We start from the raw sequence: 15403 nt of genomic DNA, 5'->3' as shown, positions 1-15403 counted from the left end.
GTCGAATTACTCGACACTTGTCGCAGATTGGTTTAACAGATGGTCTTACTTTCATCTTTCTTCCTCCTACGTAATGATTCACGTATTTTAATGGCCCTGCTAAAATGCGTATGTGTACATGCGGATTTTAACAGAAACGTGAATGTATAAATCGCAAGCAAAGTTGCGCTTATATATTATAAGCGCAACTTACTTGTTTTTCAAGGCTTCTTTTAATTCTGGCCAAATTTCTTCCATAGATTTTGACGCGTCAATTTTAGAAACCATATTTTTTTCTTCATAATATGCAATTACTGGTTCAGTATTTTTTGCATATTCATCTAAACGAACCTTTAAGCTTTCTTCGTTGTCATCTTTACGTTGTGATAATTCTCCACCGCAAACATCACATACACCTTCAACTTTTGATGGTTTTGAATAGATGTTGTAGATTTCTCCACATTTTTTACAAGTACGACGACCTGTAATACGACGAGTTAATTCGTCAAATGGAACATCCATATAAACAATTTTTTCAACTGCTAAGTCAGTTCCTTCTGTCATTTCTTCAAAAGCTTTAGCTTGAGCCAAAGTTCTTGGATATCCATCTAATAAATATCCATTCTTTTTATCTTCCAAAGTGTTTAAGTAATCCTTAACCATTTTGTTTGTGATTTCATCAGGAACTAATAGTCCTTTTTCTGAATAAGCTTTTGCTTGTAGACCTAATTCAGTTCCTCCGGCAATATTTGCACGGAAGATATCTCCTGTAGAAATGTGGTTTAAGTTAAATTCTTCTTTGATTTTTGTAGAGAATGTACCTTTACCAGATCCAGGAGCACCCATAATAAATATATTCATATCTATTCTCCTGAAGATATTAATCTTCGTAATATTTCTTGTAAGATTTTTGAGTAATTAATCCTTGTACTTGACGTACTGTTTCAATAGCAACACCAACAACAATGATCATTCCTGTTCCTCCCAAAGCCATTGAGTTTGGAAGATCAGGCCAAATAAGTGGCATGATATGTGGCATAACAGCAATGATAGCTAATGCTACTGAACCTAAAACTGTAATTCTAGATAATACACGATTAATATAATCTTTTGTTTCCGTACCTGGACGAACACTTGGAATATAAGAACCTGATTTACCTAAATTTTCAGCAACTTTTTCCGGATTGATTTGCATCTTTGTGTAGAAGAATGTAAAGAATAAAATCAATAATACATAAATCACAAGTGAATACCAAGTTTGCAATCCTAACCATTTTTGCATTTCTTTAATGAAATCATTTGATGGGAAGAATGAAGCAATTTGAATTGGTGCCATCATCAATGAACTTGCAAAGATAACCGGAATTACACTTGCAGAATTGACCTTTAATGGCAAATAGTTTGCTTCACTTGGTCTACTCAAAGAAATTGAACTTGATGTATATTGAATTGGAATTCTTCTTTCAGCCGTATTAATTAACGTAACAAAGATAATAATTAATAAATATACTAATATATATGCAGCAAATAACCAAGCTCCATAGGTAGGCGCAGACTCACCTGTAATTAAACTTGACCATGCGCTAGAAAATTGTTGTGGCATACGTCCAACAATACCAGCCATAATTACCATGGAAATACCATTTCCAATACCTTTCATTGAAATCTGGTCACCAATCCAAACTAAAAACATACTTCCTGCCGCAAATATTGTTGCAATATATAAAATCTTACTGATTGTAACACCGCCGACAATCAATCCAGTATATGTTTTAGAAAAACCGTATACCAAAGAGAATGATTGCACAAAGGCAAACACGACCGCAAGATATCTAGTATACTTGTCTAAAGTTTTACGACCATTTGCTCCAGCTTTACTAAGCTCAGTTAAATGAGGAATAACATCCATACTTAATAACTGAATAATGATAGAAGCTGTAATATATGGAGTAACACCTAAAGCGAAGACAGAGAACTGTTCAAGTCCTCCACCTCCTAATAGATTCAACATTGCGAACAATGAGTTTTCTCCAATACCATTTACTAAATCTGTTGTATTTACATCAGGTACAGTAATTGCTGATCCCAAACGATAGACAAGAAAGGCAAATAGGGTGAATAGGATCCTATTACGGATATCCTTATTCGTCCACATTGCCTTTATCTTGCCTGCCATATTATAGAACCTCTACTTTTCCGCCTGCTTTTTCAATAGCTTCTTGAGCTGACTTAGAGAACTTAACTGCTTGTACAGTTAATTTTTTAGTTAACTCACCGTTACCTAAAACTTTAAGTCCAGAAAGTTCTTTTTTAATCACACCAGCTTCAATTAAAGCAGCTGCATTAACTGTTGCACCATCTTCAAATGCATTTAAAGTTTCAACGTTAACGATAGCATATTCTTTACGGTTGAAGTTAGTGAATCCACGTTTTGGTAAACGTCTTGCTAATGGTGTTTGACCACCTTCAAAACCTAGGCGAACTCCTCCACCTGATCTTGATTTTTGACCTTTTTGTCCACGACCGCTTGTTTTTCCGTTTCCGCTTCCAGGTCCACGACCTACACGGTTACGTTCTGTGCGAGTTTCGGCTAAATTCATTGTATGTAATTTCATCTGATTTACCTCCTATTACCCGCGAATTTCTTCTGGCTTCTTACCACGAAGCGCAGCTACGCTTTCTACAGTTCTTAAGTTTTGTAATGCATCAACTGTTGCACGAACAACGTTGATCTTTGTACGTGATCCTAAACATTTAGTTAAGATATCACTGATACCTGCTAACTCAAGGATTGCACGAGTTGCACCACCGGCGATAACACCAGTACCCTCGATAGCTGGACGCATGTATACAGATCCTGCACCATATCTACCAGTAATTTCGTGAGGGATTGTTGTACCAATTACTGGTACAGTGAAGATGTTTTTCTTAGCATCTTCAACAGCCTTTTTGATTGCATCAGGAACTTCGTTAGCTTTTCCTGTACCAATACCAACACGGCCTTTACGATCTCCAACTACAACTAATGCAGCAAAACGGAAACGACGTCCACCTTTAACTACTTTAGTTACACGGTTGATAGAGATTACTTGTTCTTCAAATTCTTTTTGGTCTCTTTTTGGTTTTCTATCCATTGCCATTGTGCGACCTCCTAAAATTCTAAGCCAGCTTCACGAGCTGCTTCTGCTAAAGCCTGTACACGACCTGCGTAAACATATCCACCACGGTCAAATACAACCTCTTTAATATTCTTTTCTAGTGCGCGCTTAGCAATTTCAGTTCCTACCAAACGAGCTGCTTCCACGTTACCACCATTTTCTAATTTCATGTCAACACTTGAAGCACTGACCAATGTGTTTTGGTTAACATCATCAATGATTTGTACATGGATGTGTGCGTTACTTCTGAATACGCATAAACGTGGGCATTCTGGAGTTCCGCTAATTTTTGTACGTACACGTTTGTGGCGACGTACACGAGTTTCATTACGTGATACTTTAGTAAACATTTTTGATCTCCTTTCCCACTACTATTTCTTACCTGCTGTTTTACCTTCCTTACGACGGATGATTTCACCAACATAGCGAATACCTTTTCCTTTGTAAGGTTCTGGTTTACGAACAGCACGAACATTTGCTGCAAATTCTCCAACTTCTTGTTTATCGATACCTGCAACTTTGATAGTTGTAGCAGTTGGACAAGTTACTTCTAAGCCTTCTTTAACTGGCATCTCAACTGGGTGAGAATATCCAACGTTCATAGTTAATACGTTTCCTTTCATTGCTGTACGGAATCCGATACCAACTAATTCTAAGTCTTTAGTGAATCCTTCAGATACACCAACTACCATGTTGTGTAACAATGCACGAGTTGTTCCGTGTAATTGTTTAGTGTGTTTATCGTCATTTGGACGTTTTACAGTGACAACATTTTCTTCTACGTGGATTTCCATCAAAGAAGAGAATGTACGTGTTAAAGAACCCTTAGGTCCTTTAACAGTCACCTCATTCCCAGCAGCTACTTCAACAGTAACTCCAGCAGGAACGGTAATCAGTTTATTCCCGATACGTGACATTACGTTTTATCCTCCTATATATTTATTACCAAACGTAAGCAATAACTTCTCCACCTAAGTGGTTCTTTCTTGCTTCTTTGTCAGTCATCATTCCATTGCTTGTAGAAATGATTGCAATTCCTAATCCGTTTAATACGCTAGGTAAGTTTTCTACTTTAGCGTAAACACGAAGACCAGGTTTAGAAATACGACGTAAACCGCTAATAACTTTTTCATTGTTAGGTCCGTATTTCAATTCAATGTTCAAAGTTTTCTTAACATCGCCTTCAACGTTGAAGTCTACGATGAAACCTTCATTTTTCAAAATTTGAGCAATTGCTTTCTTTTCATTGCTCGCTGGCATACTGACAGAGGCATGCTTCTGTTGCAAAGCATTGCGGATTCTAGTCAGCATATCCGCAATAGGATCAGTCATAATCATATGCAATATACCTCCTTACCAACTAGCCTTTTTAACTCCAGGAATTTGACCTTTGTAAGCCAATTCACGGAAGCAAATACGACATAATTTGTATTTTCTTAATACAGAGTGTGGACGACCACAACGTTCACAACGAGTGTACTCACGAACTTTAAATTTTTGAGGACGCTGTTGTTTGTTAATCATTGATTTCTTTGCCATTTAAAAGCTCCTCCTACTTTTTGAAAGGCATACCCATTTGAGTTAATAATGCCTTTGCTTCTTCGTTTGTTTTCGCTGATGTAACGATTACGATGTCCATACCACGAGTACGGTCTACTTTATCGAAATCAATTTCAGGGAAAATGATTTGTTCTTTAATACCTAATGTATAGTTTCCACGACCATCGAAGCTAGTATCGCTAACTCCACGGAAGTCACGTACACGAGGTAATGAAATGTTGAATAGCTTATCTAAGAATTCATACATTTTTTCTTTACGTAAAGTTACTTTACATCCAATTGGCATACCTTCACGTAATTTGAAGTTTGCAATTGATTTTTTAGCTTTTGTTACGACTGGAGCTTGACCAGTAATTGCTGCCAATTCTTCAACAGCTTCGTCTAATAATTTAGCGTTAGTGATAGCATCACCTACACCAATATTAATAACAACTTTTTCAACGTGAGGTACTTCCATGACAGATTTGTATCCGAAATCTTTCATCATTTGAGGGACAACTACGTTTTTATATTTATCTTGTAAACGATTCATCTTCTACCCTCCTACTTCACTTCGTTACCGCTCTTTTTGAAGACGCGTGTTTTTACATTTTTACCATCTACAACTTCAACTTTTGTTGTAATACGGCTAGCAACTTTTGCTTTTTCATCATAAAGCATTACATTTGAAACGTGAATTTTAGCTTCTTTTTCAACAATTCCACCATCTGGATTTGCTTGAGTTGGTTTCAAGTGTTTTTTAACCATGTTAACACCTTCAACGATAACTCTGTCTTCCTTAGGGAATACAGCTTTTACTTCACCGATTGTGCCCTTGTAAGCACCTGTAATAACTTTTACTTTATCACCTTTTTTAATTCTCACTTAGACACACCTCCTATAATACTTCTGGCGCAAGAGATACGATCTTCATGAAGTCTTTGTCACGTAATTCACGTGCAACTGGACCGAAGATACGAGTTCCCTTTGGCGTCTTATCGTCTTTGATGATTACACAAGCGTTATCATCAAATTTGATGTAAGTTCCGTTTTCACGACGAACACCACGACGTGTACGTACGATTACAGCCTTAACTACATCACCTTTTTTTACGGATCCACCAGGAGTAGCCTGTTTAACAGCACATACAACGACATCACCGATGTTTGCAAATTTTCTGACGCTTCCACCTAAACAACGGATAACTAAAACTTCTTTAGCTCCAGTGTTGTCAGCAACGCGCATACGACTTTCGTTTTGAATCATTGCTTTCTCCTCCTAGTATTAACCACGAGCCTTTTCAACGATTTCTACTAAACGGAAACGTTTTGTAGCTGATAATGGACGAGTTTCCATAATTACTACTTTATCTCCGATACGAGCTTCGTTGTTTTCATCGTGAGCTTTGAATTTTTTAGAATATTTAACACGTTTACCATATAATGGGTGTGTTTTTTTAGTTTCTACCATAACTGTGATAGTTTTGTCCATTTTATCAGACACAACTGTACCACGGTATACTTTACGAGCGTTTCTTTCCATTAGATACGTCCTCCCTATTCTTGACCAGCGTTTTCACGCTCTGTCAATACAGTTTTAATACGAGCAATTGTCTTCTTAACAGTTTTTAAACGAGCTGTATTTTCTAACTGTCCTGTGGCTTGCTGGAAACGAAGGTTAAAAAGTTCATCTTTAAGCGTATCGATTTCCTGAAGAAGCTCTTCATTTGTTTTTTCGCGGATTTCTTTAGCTAACATTACTTCACTTCTCCTTTTCTAGCAAAACGAGTTTTAACTGGTAATTTGTGAGCAGCAAGACGTAAAGCTTCACGAGCTACTTCTTCACTTACTCCACCAACTTCGAACATTACACGTCCTGGTTGAACTACTGCTACCCATCCTTCAGGAGCACCTTTACCAGAACCCATACGAACCTCTAGAGGTTTTTTAGTACGTGCCATGTGAGGGAAAATACGAATCCAAACATTTCCTCCACGTTTCATATAACGTGTCATAGCAATACGGGCTGCTTCAATTTGACGGTTACTTACATAGTTTCCTGATTCAGCAACCAATCCATATTCACCAAAGTCAATTGTACGACCTGCTTTTGAACGACCTTCGTAGCTCAAACGGTGAGGACGACGATACTTTGTACGTTTAGGCATTAACATTATTCGTTACCTCCTTTTTCTGCAGGTGCTGCATTTTTAGCAGCATCTTTAGGGGCACGGTTTGAACGAGCATCTGGACGACGACGTCCTTTTCCTTTACGCATTGGGCGTTGTTTTGGAGCTTCAGGTTCTTTAACCATTTCACCAGGTAATACTTCACCACGGCAGATCCATACTTTAACACCTAGACGACCATATTGAGTCGCAGCTTCTTCCCAAGCATAGTCAATATCACTACGAAGTGTATGTAAAGGAACAACTCCTTCTGAATATCCTTCAGTACGTGCCATATCAGCTCCACCAAGACGTCCAGATACAGCAGTTTTGATACCTTTTGCACCAGCACGCATAGTGTTTTGAATAGCTTTCTTCTGAGTTGCACGGAAAGATTTACGTCCTTCCAATTCATTTGCAATCCAACGAGCTACTAAACGAGCATCTAAGTTAGGATTAGCAACTTCTACAACGTTAATTTGAACGTTCTTTGCAGAAGCAATTTTAGCTACTTTCTTTTTCAATCCTTCGATTGATTTTCCATCTTGACCGATTACTACACCAGGGTGAGCAGTACGGATAATAACTGTCATACGACCCTTAGTACGTTCGATTTCGATACGAGAGATTTGAGGGTCTGCCTTACGTTTGTCGACAGCTTCGTTTGATAATTTTGCATAGTATGCTTCAACTAATTCACGAATCTTAACATCTTCCATTAATAATGTTCCGAATTCTTTATCGTCAGCGTACCATCTTGATTGCCAGTCACGAATGACTCCGACACGCATTCCAATTGGACTTACTTTCTGTCCCATAGCTTACCTCCTACTCTTTTTCAGCCACTACAACTGTAATGTGGCTTGTACGTTTGTGAATAGCACTCGCACTACCTTTTGCACGAGGCATGAAGCGTTTCAAAGTAATTCCTTCGTCAACCCAGCAAGCCTTCACATATAACTTGCTTTCATCTAAATCGTTATTGTTAACTGCGTTAGCAACAGCTGAGTGTAATACTTTACCAACAAGGTATCCACCTTTGTTAGGTAAGAATTTCAAAATAGCAGCTGCTTCTTCTACGTCTTTTCCACGGATCAAGTCTAAGACTAGTCTTGCTTTACGAGGTTGAATACGTAGAGTTTTTGCGGTAGCTTTTACTTCCATTTCTTCTCCTCCTACTATCTAGATTTCTTATCATCTGATCCATGACCAGTGTATTTACGTGTTGGAACGAATTCACCTAATTTGTGTCCAACCATGTCTTCTGTTACATAAACAGGAACATGTTCCTTACCGTTATAAACGGCAAATGTGTGTTCAACAAATTGAGGGAAGATTGTAGAACGACGGCTCCAAGTTTTAATAACTTCTTTTTTTCCGGCTTCGTTTAATGCAACAACCTTTTTCATCAAATGGTCATCACAGAAAGGTCCTTTTTTCAAACTACGACTCATTGTATCTTACCTCCTTGCCTACTTACCATTACGACGACGTACAATTAATTTTGTACTAGCCTTCTTGTTACGACGAGTTTTAACACCCAATGCTTTTTTACCCCAAGGAGTCATTGGTGATTTACGTCCGATAGGTGTACGTCCTTCACCACCACCATGAGGGTGATCATTAGGGTTCATTACAGAACCACGAACAGTTGGGCGAATACCTCTCCAACGGTTACGACCTGCTTTACCATAGTTAACTAAGCTGTAATCTTCATTACCAACTGTACCTACAGTAGCACGGCAGTTAGCTAATACTTTACGAACTTCACCAGAAGATAAACGTAAAGTTACATATTTGTCTTCAATACCTAAGATCTGAGCTGAACATCCAGCACTACGAGCCATCTGTCCACCTTTACCTGGTTTCAATTCAACGTTGTGAATGAATGTACCTTCAGGCATGTTTCTCATTTCACAGCAGTTACCAATTTTGATATCTGTTTCTGTTCCTGATACAACTGTCATACCAACCTTCAAATCTTTTGGAGCGATGATATAACGTTTTTCACCATCAGCATAGTTTAACAATGCAATGTTTGCTGAGCGGTTTGGATCGTATTCAATTGTAGCAACACGTGCAGGCACGTTGTCTTTGTTACGTTTGAAATCGATGATACGGTATGTTCTTTTGTGTCCAGAACCTTGGTGACGTGTAGTAATACGTCCTGTGTTGTTTCTTCCACCTTTTGATTTCAATGGAGCTAACAAGCTTTTTTCTGGTTTAGATGCTGTAATTTCATCTTTAGCCAAAGTTGTCATTCCACGACGTCCAGGTGTCATTGGTTTATACTTCTTAATTGGCATAAACTTAATTTTCCTCCTTATCGCAATATTTATTCAGGAAATAGCGTCTTCTCCCTGATTATTCTTCAGAACCGAACAATTCGATTGTTTGTCCTTCTTTAATTTTTACAATAGCTTTGTGTACAGCGCTTGTTTTTCCAACATAACGACCTACACGTTTTGTTTTTGGTTTGTAGTTCATTGTATTTACTTTTACAACTTCTACATTGAAAGCAGCTTCAACAGCTTTAGCAATTTCAATTTTACTAACACCCTTAACTACTTCAAAAGTTACTTTGTTATCTTCAGCCATCATCTTCATAGTTGCTTCAGTGATGATTGGGCGGATAATTACGTCTCTGTAATCTTTCATTATGCCAATGCCTCCTCAACTTGTTTTACGGCAGCGCTTGTCATAACAACTTTGTTTGCATTTACTAAATCATAAGTGTTGATTGCAGAAGCAGACATTACTGTAGCTCCAGCGATGTTACGTGCTGATAAGTAAACGTTTGTTGCTTCTTCGCTATCAGCAACAACAAACAATGTTTTCTTAGGCGCTTGGATAGCTTCAATAATTGAAACAAATGTTTTTGTCTTTGGTTCAGCAATTTCAAATTTATCCAAAACGCTGAATGCTGTTTCTTGAACTTTTTCGCTCAAAGCAGATTTAACTGCTAAACGGCGAACTTTCTTATTAATGCGGTATGCATAGTTACGTGGAGTAGCTCCGAATACTGTTCCACCACCTCTAAATTGAGTAGCACGGATAGAACCTTGACGAGCACGTCCTGTACCTTTTTGACGGTAAGGTTTGCGTCCACCACCAGAAACTTCGCTTCGACCCTTAGTGTCGGCAGTTCCTTGACGACGGCTTGCCATTTGCATTACTAATGCATCATACATAGCCTGTTGGTGTGGTTCAATTCCGAAAACAGCGTCGTTCAATTCGATTGAACCAACAACTGCACCAGCTTGGTTAATTACGTCGATAGTAGCCATTATTGAACCTCCTTATTTGCAGTATAGTCAACTAAAGTAACAGGTTCTTTATCTCCCTTGCTAGTTTTAGCAGTACGTACCATTACGCAACCTTTTCTAGGTCCAGGAACGTTACCTTTAATCAACATATAGTTGTTTTCTGTATCAACTTTAATAACTGTCAAGTTTTGATTTGTAGTAGTATATCCACCCTCTTGACCAGCCATGATAGTACCCTTCATAATACGTCCTTGACGTGAAGTAATACCGTTTGTAGCTAATGAACCGATGTGACGAATGTTCTTAGATCCACCGTGAGTTTTTGGACCTTGGTGAGCATTGTTACGAACGATTGTACCATTGTAACCTTTACCTTTACTTGTACCGATTACATCTACTGTTTCTCCTGCAGCAAAGATATCAACATTAACTAAATCGCCAACATTTACATCCATGTCGCAATCGCGCACTTCCTTAATGAAACGCTTTGGACTTGTATTTGCTTTTTTACAGTGTCCGATGTTTGCTTTAGTTGTGCGTTTTTCTTTGATTTCTTCAAATCCTAATTGAACTGCGTTGTAACCATCTGTTTCCACTGTTTTCTTTTGTAAAACAACATTTGGTGTTACTTCAACTACAGTTACTGGAATTAATACACCATCTTCAGTGAAGACTTGTGTCATTCCTAATTTTCTTCCTAATAGTCCTTTCATCATTGACACCTCCATTAAAGTTTAATTTCGATGTCGACACCGCTAGGAAGTTCAAGTCTTTGTAAAGAATCGATCGTTTCCTTGTTTGGTGCAACAATCTCAATCAAACGCTTGTGCGTACGAATTTCAAATTGTTCGCGTGAATCTTTGTATTTGTGAACCGCACGAAGAATTGTTACTACCTGTTTTTCAGTAGGTAATGGAACTGGTCCTACAACCTTTTTAGCTCCGTGTTTTGTCGCAGCTTCGACAATTTTCTTTGCACTATCATCTAAGATTCTGTGCTCATACGCCTTTAAGCGAATTCTCATAGTATTTTTTGCCATGTTTAACTCCTTTCGTTTATTCTAGATAAACATGCTCCATACGAATTACCTGGCCACACCCATGACAACGGTTCTCAGTGGGTCAGCAACCTCGCACTTCATCGCAAGCTCCTGTATTCTAACACATATATTTTATGTGTTCAACCCCTAAATTAAAAAAAATTAAAAAATCTTTTAAAGCCCTTATTTATCGCGTTTCACTGTGTTTTATTTTTTTGATTTCTATCAATTTCACTTAGCGTCTAAAGACAACTGATATCAGTGGGTCATTTTTCTTGTTTGAAACATTATAAATATAGCTATTTTTTTTAAACATGTAAAAAAGCATCCGTTTTATTCAACAGATGCTAACCAATCCACTAAATTATCGCAATATGTATCATGATCATCCACAAAACACATATGACGACAGCCTGACATTAAGTTCCATTTCGCATTTTTTATACCATCATACATTGTTTTTGCGACCAATGGCGTACATAAATCATTCGTTCCACTTATAATTAACGATGGAACATGAATCTCACTTAGCCGATTTGTATACTCGAAATCCTTCAAAGTTCCAAGCGGAGTATATTCATTAGGTCCCCAGCCAATTAAATAAGCACGAGCCCCTGTTTTCTTTTCTCTTTTCACACATTCCGGTGTAGCTTCATCAAATGGACCTGCACAATGAAGTTGCATATAATGCTCGTTCGCTGTTTGATATGCTTCAGAATCATAATCCTCACTTAAAATAGCTTGTTGTTCATCATCAGACATAAAGCCAATCATACGATGTTGCTCACTTGCCCACAACGAAGCAGATGAAAGTGTGCTAGAAAGAATCAATGATTTAAGTTTCTTATTTTTCTTTTCAATCGCATAAGCAATTGCTAACATGCCACCCCAAGATTGTCCCAATAAATGACAAGATTCGATATTTAAATGTTCCATCAACATTTCAAGTTCTTCCATCCACGTATCTTGATTCCACAATTCATCATGACCTTCCACAAATGATTTACCACAACCAAGTTGATCATACATAATTACTTTTCTTCCCGTCTTGGCAATGCAATCTAACACTTCAAAATAATTATGTGTCGATCCAGGACCACCATGTAAACAAATCAACGGAGTCTTATCTCCACCATCCACAATACGATAATACGTTTTAAATCCTTTAAAAGGCATATATCCTTCAACTATATTCATTTTCATTACACTCACTTACTTCTTTTGTAGATAAATATTTATATCTACATCTCCTTCTATTCCATTTACTCTACCCTGATTTGAATATTGCCACATATCAAATTTATCCTCCATCGGACATCTTGTTGAATAACTAGCTAGCCAAATTGGATATTTTGAAATCCTTTCAAAATCATAATTTTGATATAGCCAAGTCATATTTCCATAAATCATAGGTGTATATCCTACCTCTTTGATCTTCTTACAAAAGCGAAGAGCCAGTTTTGTCCTTTGTTCCATCGATAAATCATCAATTCTTCCACCCTGATCAAATTCTTCCATATCAAAGACAACTGGCATTGTAATTTTATATCCCTTAATTTTATTCAACACCAAATCCACTTCTTCATCAATTTCTTTCGATGACGTAGCACTAGAGAAAAAATAAACACCTACCCTAAGATGATTCTGAATGGCCTGCTCCATATTTGTATCGATATATTCATCTTCGTGTAAGATTCCATCTTGAGCTCCACGATAACCAATTCTTAACATCGCAAACTCAATTCCATCAGCTTTTACAGTCGGCCAATCAACAGCACCATTATGACTTGATACATCAATTCCAGTGGATAACTTATAGGAAGAGTCTTTATATGTCATTAATCCATTTTCTATAGAAAACAAATCTAAATCATAATAGCTCTTTTCTTCTATTACCGGTTCTTCTTGTGTAAACAACATGCGAATTACACAAAAGCCTCCACTCACAATTAAAATCGGAATCAATATAAGAATCAAAATTCTCCCTAATTTAACTTTTCTTCTCATACCCCAATGACCTTAAGAATTTCTAAACTTGCTTTTCTTGACATAACCGGACTTTCAATCATTCCATTCTCTATACAAGTACAAGCATGTTCTATTTCCCCAGTAAAGTCTGATTCTTGAACAACTGTTATTTTACTTCCATTTACCGCAGCCTCAGTATTCTTCCAAAAATTCTTACAAGAAACACTGCCCTTTGTACCATATATATGAGCCGTATTTTCCATATCCACATCCCAGCTTGTTGCGATATGTGCCACACAACCATTTTCATATTCGATCAAAGCCTCATCTTGAAATCGAGATACTCTAAATATAGAACTTTTTGCCATTCGATTTGCATAACAAATAGGATACACACCTATGTCAAACATACAACCAGATCCTGGTCGGCTAAAATGCCAATCAGAAATTTGTTCTGTTAATCTTGTTGCATATTGAGCATCAATTGATTTTATTTCACCAAATTCTTCATTTGAAATCATTTCAAATAACTTTTGATTTAATGGTGTAAAAACCGTCTTATGTGCTTCCATTAAAAAACAGTTCTGTCTTTTTGCATAATCAAAACAATCATTTAATTCTTTTGTAGATACACACATTGGTTTTTCACAAACCACATGCTTACGATAGCTTAAAGCTATTTGAATATGCTTTGTATGCAAATAGTTAGGCGTACAAATATAAACCAAATCTAGATTTCGGTCTTCCAACATTCTCTCATAATTATCATACGCCTTTTCGGCCTGATATTCCTTTTTAAAAATGTTCGCCTTCTCAATACTTGATGAACATACTGCATATAAGCACGCATTATTTGATGATAAAACGCCTTGTATCACACGCCTACTAATTTTTCCTAGTCCATAAATGCCAATTCGAATCATCTTTTCACCTTCTTTTTAAGATACGTTTAAGATATTTTTTTATAATATATATAGAAATAAGCAGTTAACCTCATTTACTCACTATACTTATCTCTTTCTGCCTATTTCTTTCATATATGACAAATGTCCACGGAATTACTCCATGGACATTTTATTGTATGCGGTTTTTGCCATTTGCGCATATCCCTCATCACTTGGATGTAAGTGATCTCCACTATCAAATGCATCCTGCATTTTATGTCCATCACAAATATCTTTATCAAAATCAATCACACCATCAATTTCATCCGTCGTACGAATCCATTCATTCACTTCATTACGCAGATTCTCTCTAAAATATGCATAAGTACGCCAGCCTTCAATTGGAATCAAAGTTCCAATATATACTTTCATTCCTAATGATTTTGCATGTTGAACATATTTTCTAAGTCCATCAATCAATTCCTGGCTTGAAGGTAGATCTTGCCATGGCCTAAATTCATTCTTTTCCACACCTACAGGATGAATAATATCATTGATTCCTTGCAAAATAATCAGAGTATCACTTCCAGCAACATGCATCTCATGCCCAAAGCGATAATCTCCTTTTAATCCATATGCTTCGTACTGTATACAAGAATATTGTCTTAAAATTCGTGTTCCACTAACAGCCTTACGAACCACAGACACCTTTTTCCCATTTTCCCACATTAACTTCTGTAAATAATCCGGCCAATCCTGCGAAGTAATAGAATCACCATAACAAGTAATTACTTGATATTCAGGTTCTGTTAGCACAGCCACTTCACTTAAGAAAAATACCCATGGTGTTTTCATGCTTGCCGCATGATCCATAATACCTGCATGTGAGAAGTCTCCTTCCCCAAAATAGCCAGTGCTTAATGGTCCTTGTGTATAAACACCACAACGCAAATGTGTAAATTCTTTTAAATAGAAACTGATTGCGATTGTTTCTTGCTCATGAACTTTAAAATCCAATGGATCACTATAGCATTGTTCTCCTACATCTAAATGAAGTTCCTTAGAGCCATTAAAGGTAATATCTACAATAGATGTTGGATCTAAATCTCGTCCACTGATTACTCGTCCAATTGTGATTGAATCAAAGACAACTCCTTCTTTTCCTGTAAAGTTATCTAAACAAATACGCACTTTGTCTCCTTTAAACGTTGATTTCATAGGATAACGCAATGTAATATTCTTTGCGTATTGACTTGGCTTATGTGTCACAACAGACATTGCCTGTCCAAATATTGCTTTATACTCTTTTTCCATAAACAACCTCCAAATTTATTAATTATTTATTCTAACATGTAAAACATATATGTGTTTTTATCCACAAATAATCATACATGAAACGTTG

Annotated in this window: 27 protein-coding genes; all 27 read right to left on the bottom strand. The window is 37.1% G+C overall.

Going from position 1 to position 15403, the window contains the following annotated elements; all coding sequences use genetic code 11:
- Positions 1-55: 50S ribosomal protein L36 (gene rpmJ / locus DWY01_RS12025; RefSeq protein ID WP_117572753.1), on the bottom strand; the 55-nt coding region annotated here is incomplete at its 3' end.
- Positions 56-189: 134 nt separating this feature from the next.
- A complete protein-coding gene (locus DWY01_RS08995; RefSeq protein WP_117995793.1) occupies positions 190-840 on the bottom strand; it encodes an adenylate kinase in 651 nt (216 codons plus the stop codon).
- Positions 841-859: 19 nt separating this feature from the next.
- On the bottom strand, positions 860-2155 hold the full coding sequence (gene secY / locus DWY01_RS08990; protein WP_117995792.1) for a preprotein translocase subunit SecY: 1296 nt from the start codon (positions 2153-2155) through the stop codon (positions 860-862).
- Position 2156: 1 nt separating this feature from the next.
- Positions 2157-2594, bottom strand: coding sequence for a 50S ribosomal protein L15 (gene rplO / locus DWY01_RS08985; protein ID WP_117995791.1), 438 nt, complete (start codon positions 2592-2594; stop codon positions 2157-2159).
- 15 nt (positions 2595-2609) lie between these two features.
- The gene (gene rpsE, locus DWY01_RS08980) at positions 2610-3113 is read right to left on the bottom strand and encodes a 30S ribosomal protein S5 (RefSeq protein ID WP_186998863.1); all 504 of its coding nucleotides are present in this window, start codon (positions 3111-3113) and stop codon (positions 2610-2612) included.
- 17 nt (positions 3114-3130) lie between these two features.
- Entirely contained in the window at positions 3131-3487 is a 357-nt protein-coding gene (rplR, locus tag DWY01_RS08975; protein ID WP_003864828.1) for a 50S ribosomal protein L18, read from the bottom strand.
- A gap of 21 nt (positions 3488-3508) precedes the next feature.
- A complete protein-coding gene (gene rplF / locus DWY01_RS08970; RefSeq protein ID WP_117995790.1) occupies positions 3509-4054 on the bottom strand; it encodes a 50S ribosomal protein L6 in 546 nt (181 codons plus the stop codon).
- 25 nt (positions 4055-4079) lie between these two features.
- Positions 4080-4475, bottom strand: a complete 396-nt coding sequence (rpsH, locus tag DWY01_RS08965) for a 30S ribosomal protein S8 (RefSeq protein WP_117572739.1) — start codon at positions 4473-4475, stop codon at positions 4080-4082.
- Between the two features lie 15 nt (positions 4476-4490).
- Complete coding sequence (locus tag DWY01_RS08960; RefSeq protein WP_003864831.1) at positions 4491-4676, bottom strand: type Z 30S ribosomal protein S14; 186 nt, start codon at positions 4674-4676, stop codon at positions 4491-4493.
- 13 nt (positions 4677-4689) lie between these two features.
- Entirely contained in the window at positions 4690-5229 is a 540-nt protein-coding gene (gene rplE / locus DWY01_RS08955; RefSeq protein WP_117995789.1) for a 50S ribosomal protein L5, read from the bottom strand.
- Positions 5230-5240: 11 nt separating this feature from the next.
- Positions 5241-5561 carry a 50S ribosomal protein L24 gene (rplX, locus tag DWY01_RS08950; protein ID WP_117995788.1) on the bottom strand — a complete coding sequence of 107 codons (321 nt, stop codon included), beginning with the start codon at positions 5559-5561 and terminating at the stop codon, positions 5241-5243.
- A gap of 13 nt (positions 5562-5574) precedes the next feature.
- Complete coding sequence (gene rplN / locus DWY01_RS08945; protein ID WP_003864834.1) at positions 5575-5943, bottom strand: 50S ribosomal protein L14; 369 nt, start codon at positions 5941-5943, stop codon at positions 5575-5577.
- 18 nt (positions 5944-5961) lie between these two features.
- The gene (rpsQ, locus tag DWY01_RS08940; RefSeq protein WP_117572735.1) at positions 5962-6219 is read right to left on the bottom strand and encodes a 30S ribosomal protein S17; all 258 of its coding nucleotides are present in this window, start codon (positions 6217-6219) and stop codon (positions 5962-5964) included.
- Between the two features lie 14 nt (positions 6220-6233).
- Positions 6234-6434: a 50S ribosomal protein L29 gene (rpmC, locus tag DWY01_RS08935; protein WP_003864836.1), complete on the bottom strand. Its 201-nt coding sequence runs from the start codon at positions 6432-6434 to the stop codon at positions 6234-6236.
- Positions 6434-6850 (bottom strand): 50S ribosomal protein L16, encoded by a 417-nt coding sequence (gene rplP / locus DWY01_RS08930; RefSeq protein ID WP_003864837.1) that lies wholly within the window; start codon positions 6848-6850, stop codon positions 6434-6436. Before rplP ends, rpmC begins: the two co-directional genes overlap by 1 nt.
- The gene (gene rpsC, locus DWY01_RS08925) at positions 6850-7662 is read right to left on the bottom strand and encodes a 30S ribosomal protein S3 (protein ID WP_117995787.1); all 813 of its coding nucleotides are present in this window, start codon (positions 7660-7662) and stop codon (positions 6850-6852) included. The genes rplP and rpsC overlap by 1 nt, the downstream gene beginning before the upstream one ends.
- Before the next feature lie 10 nt (positions 7663-7672).
- A complete protein-coding gene (gene rplV / locus DWY01_RS08920; RefSeq protein WP_117995786.1) occupies positions 7673-8008 on the bottom strand; it encodes a 50S ribosomal protein L22 in 336 nt (111 codons plus the stop codon).
- 14 nt (positions 8009-8022) lie between these two features.
- Positions 8023-8298 carry a 30S ribosomal protein S19 gene (gene rpsS / locus DWY01_RS08915; protein ID WP_003864840.1) on the bottom strand — a complete coding sequence of 92 codons (276 nt, stop codon included), beginning with the start codon at positions 8296-8298 and terminating at the stop codon, positions 8023-8025.
- An 18-nt stretch (positions 8299-8316) separates the two neighbouring features.
- Entirely contained in the window at positions 8317-9150 is an 834-nt protein-coding gene (rplB, locus tag DWY01_RS08910) for a 50S ribosomal protein L2 (protein ID WP_117995785.1), read from the bottom strand.
- Between the two features lie 58 nt (positions 9151-9208).
- Complete coding sequence (gene rplW, locus DWY01_RS08905) at positions 9209-9502, bottom strand: 50S ribosomal protein L23 (protein ID WP_117995784.1); 294 nt, start codon at positions 9500-9502, stop codon at positions 9209-9211.
- Positions 9502-10131, bottom strand: coding sequence for a 50S ribosomal protein L4 (gene rplD, locus DWY01_RS08900; protein ID WP_117995783.1), 630 nt, complete (start codon positions 10129-10131; stop codon positions 9502-9504). The genes rplW and rplD overlap by 1 nt, the downstream gene beginning before the upstream one ends.
- Positions 10131-10826: a 50S ribosomal protein L3 gene (gene rplC / locus DWY01_RS08895; protein ID WP_181979316.1), complete on the bottom strand. Its 696-nt coding sequence runs from the start codon at positions 10824-10826 to the stop codon at positions 10131-10133. Before rplC ends, rplD begins: the two co-directional genes overlap by 1 nt.
- A gap of 11 nt (positions 10827-10837) precedes the next feature.
- The gene (gene rpsJ / locus DWY01_RS08890; RefSeq protein ID WP_003864845.1) at positions 10838-11149 is read right to left on the bottom strand and encodes a 30S ribosomal protein S10; all 312 of its coding nucleotides are present in this window, start codon (positions 11147-11149) and stop codon (positions 10838-10840) included.
- 333 nt (positions 11150-11482) lie between these two features.
- The gene (gene pepI, locus DWY01_RS08885; RefSeq protein ID WP_371412827.1) at positions 11483-12352 is read right to left on the bottom strand and encodes a proline iminopeptidase; all 870 of its coding nucleotides are present in this window, start codon (positions 12350-12352) and stop codon (positions 11483-11485) included.
- Between the two features lie 9 nt (positions 12353-12361).
- Positions 12362-13156, bottom strand: coding sequence for a glycoside hydrolase family 25 protein (locus tag DWY01_RS08880; RefSeq protein WP_117995782.1), 795 nt, complete (start codon positions 13154-13156; stop codon positions 12362-12364).
- Complete coding sequence (locus DWY01_RS08875) at positions 13153-14040, bottom strand: Gfo/Idh/MocA family protein (protein WP_117995781.1); 888 nt, start codon at positions 14038-14040, stop codon at positions 13153-13155. The genes DWY01_RS08880 and DWY01_RS08875 overlap by 4 nt, the downstream gene beginning before the upstream one ends.
- Positions 14041-14175: 135 nt before the next feature.
- A complete protein-coding gene (locus tag DWY01_RS08870) occupies positions 14176-15315 on the bottom strand; it encodes a GDSL-type esterase/lipase family protein (RefSeq protein ID WP_117995780.1) in 1140 nt (379 codons plus the stop codon).
- Positions 15316-15403: the final 88 nt, after the last annotated feature.

Source organism: Eubacterium sp. AF22-8LB (assembly GCF_003458715.1).
Classification (GTDB): Bacteria; Bacillota_I; Bacilli_A; order Erysipelotrichales; family Erysipelotrichaceae; genus Holdemanella.
This window is presented reverse-complemented; position numbering and strand designations above follow the sequence as displayed.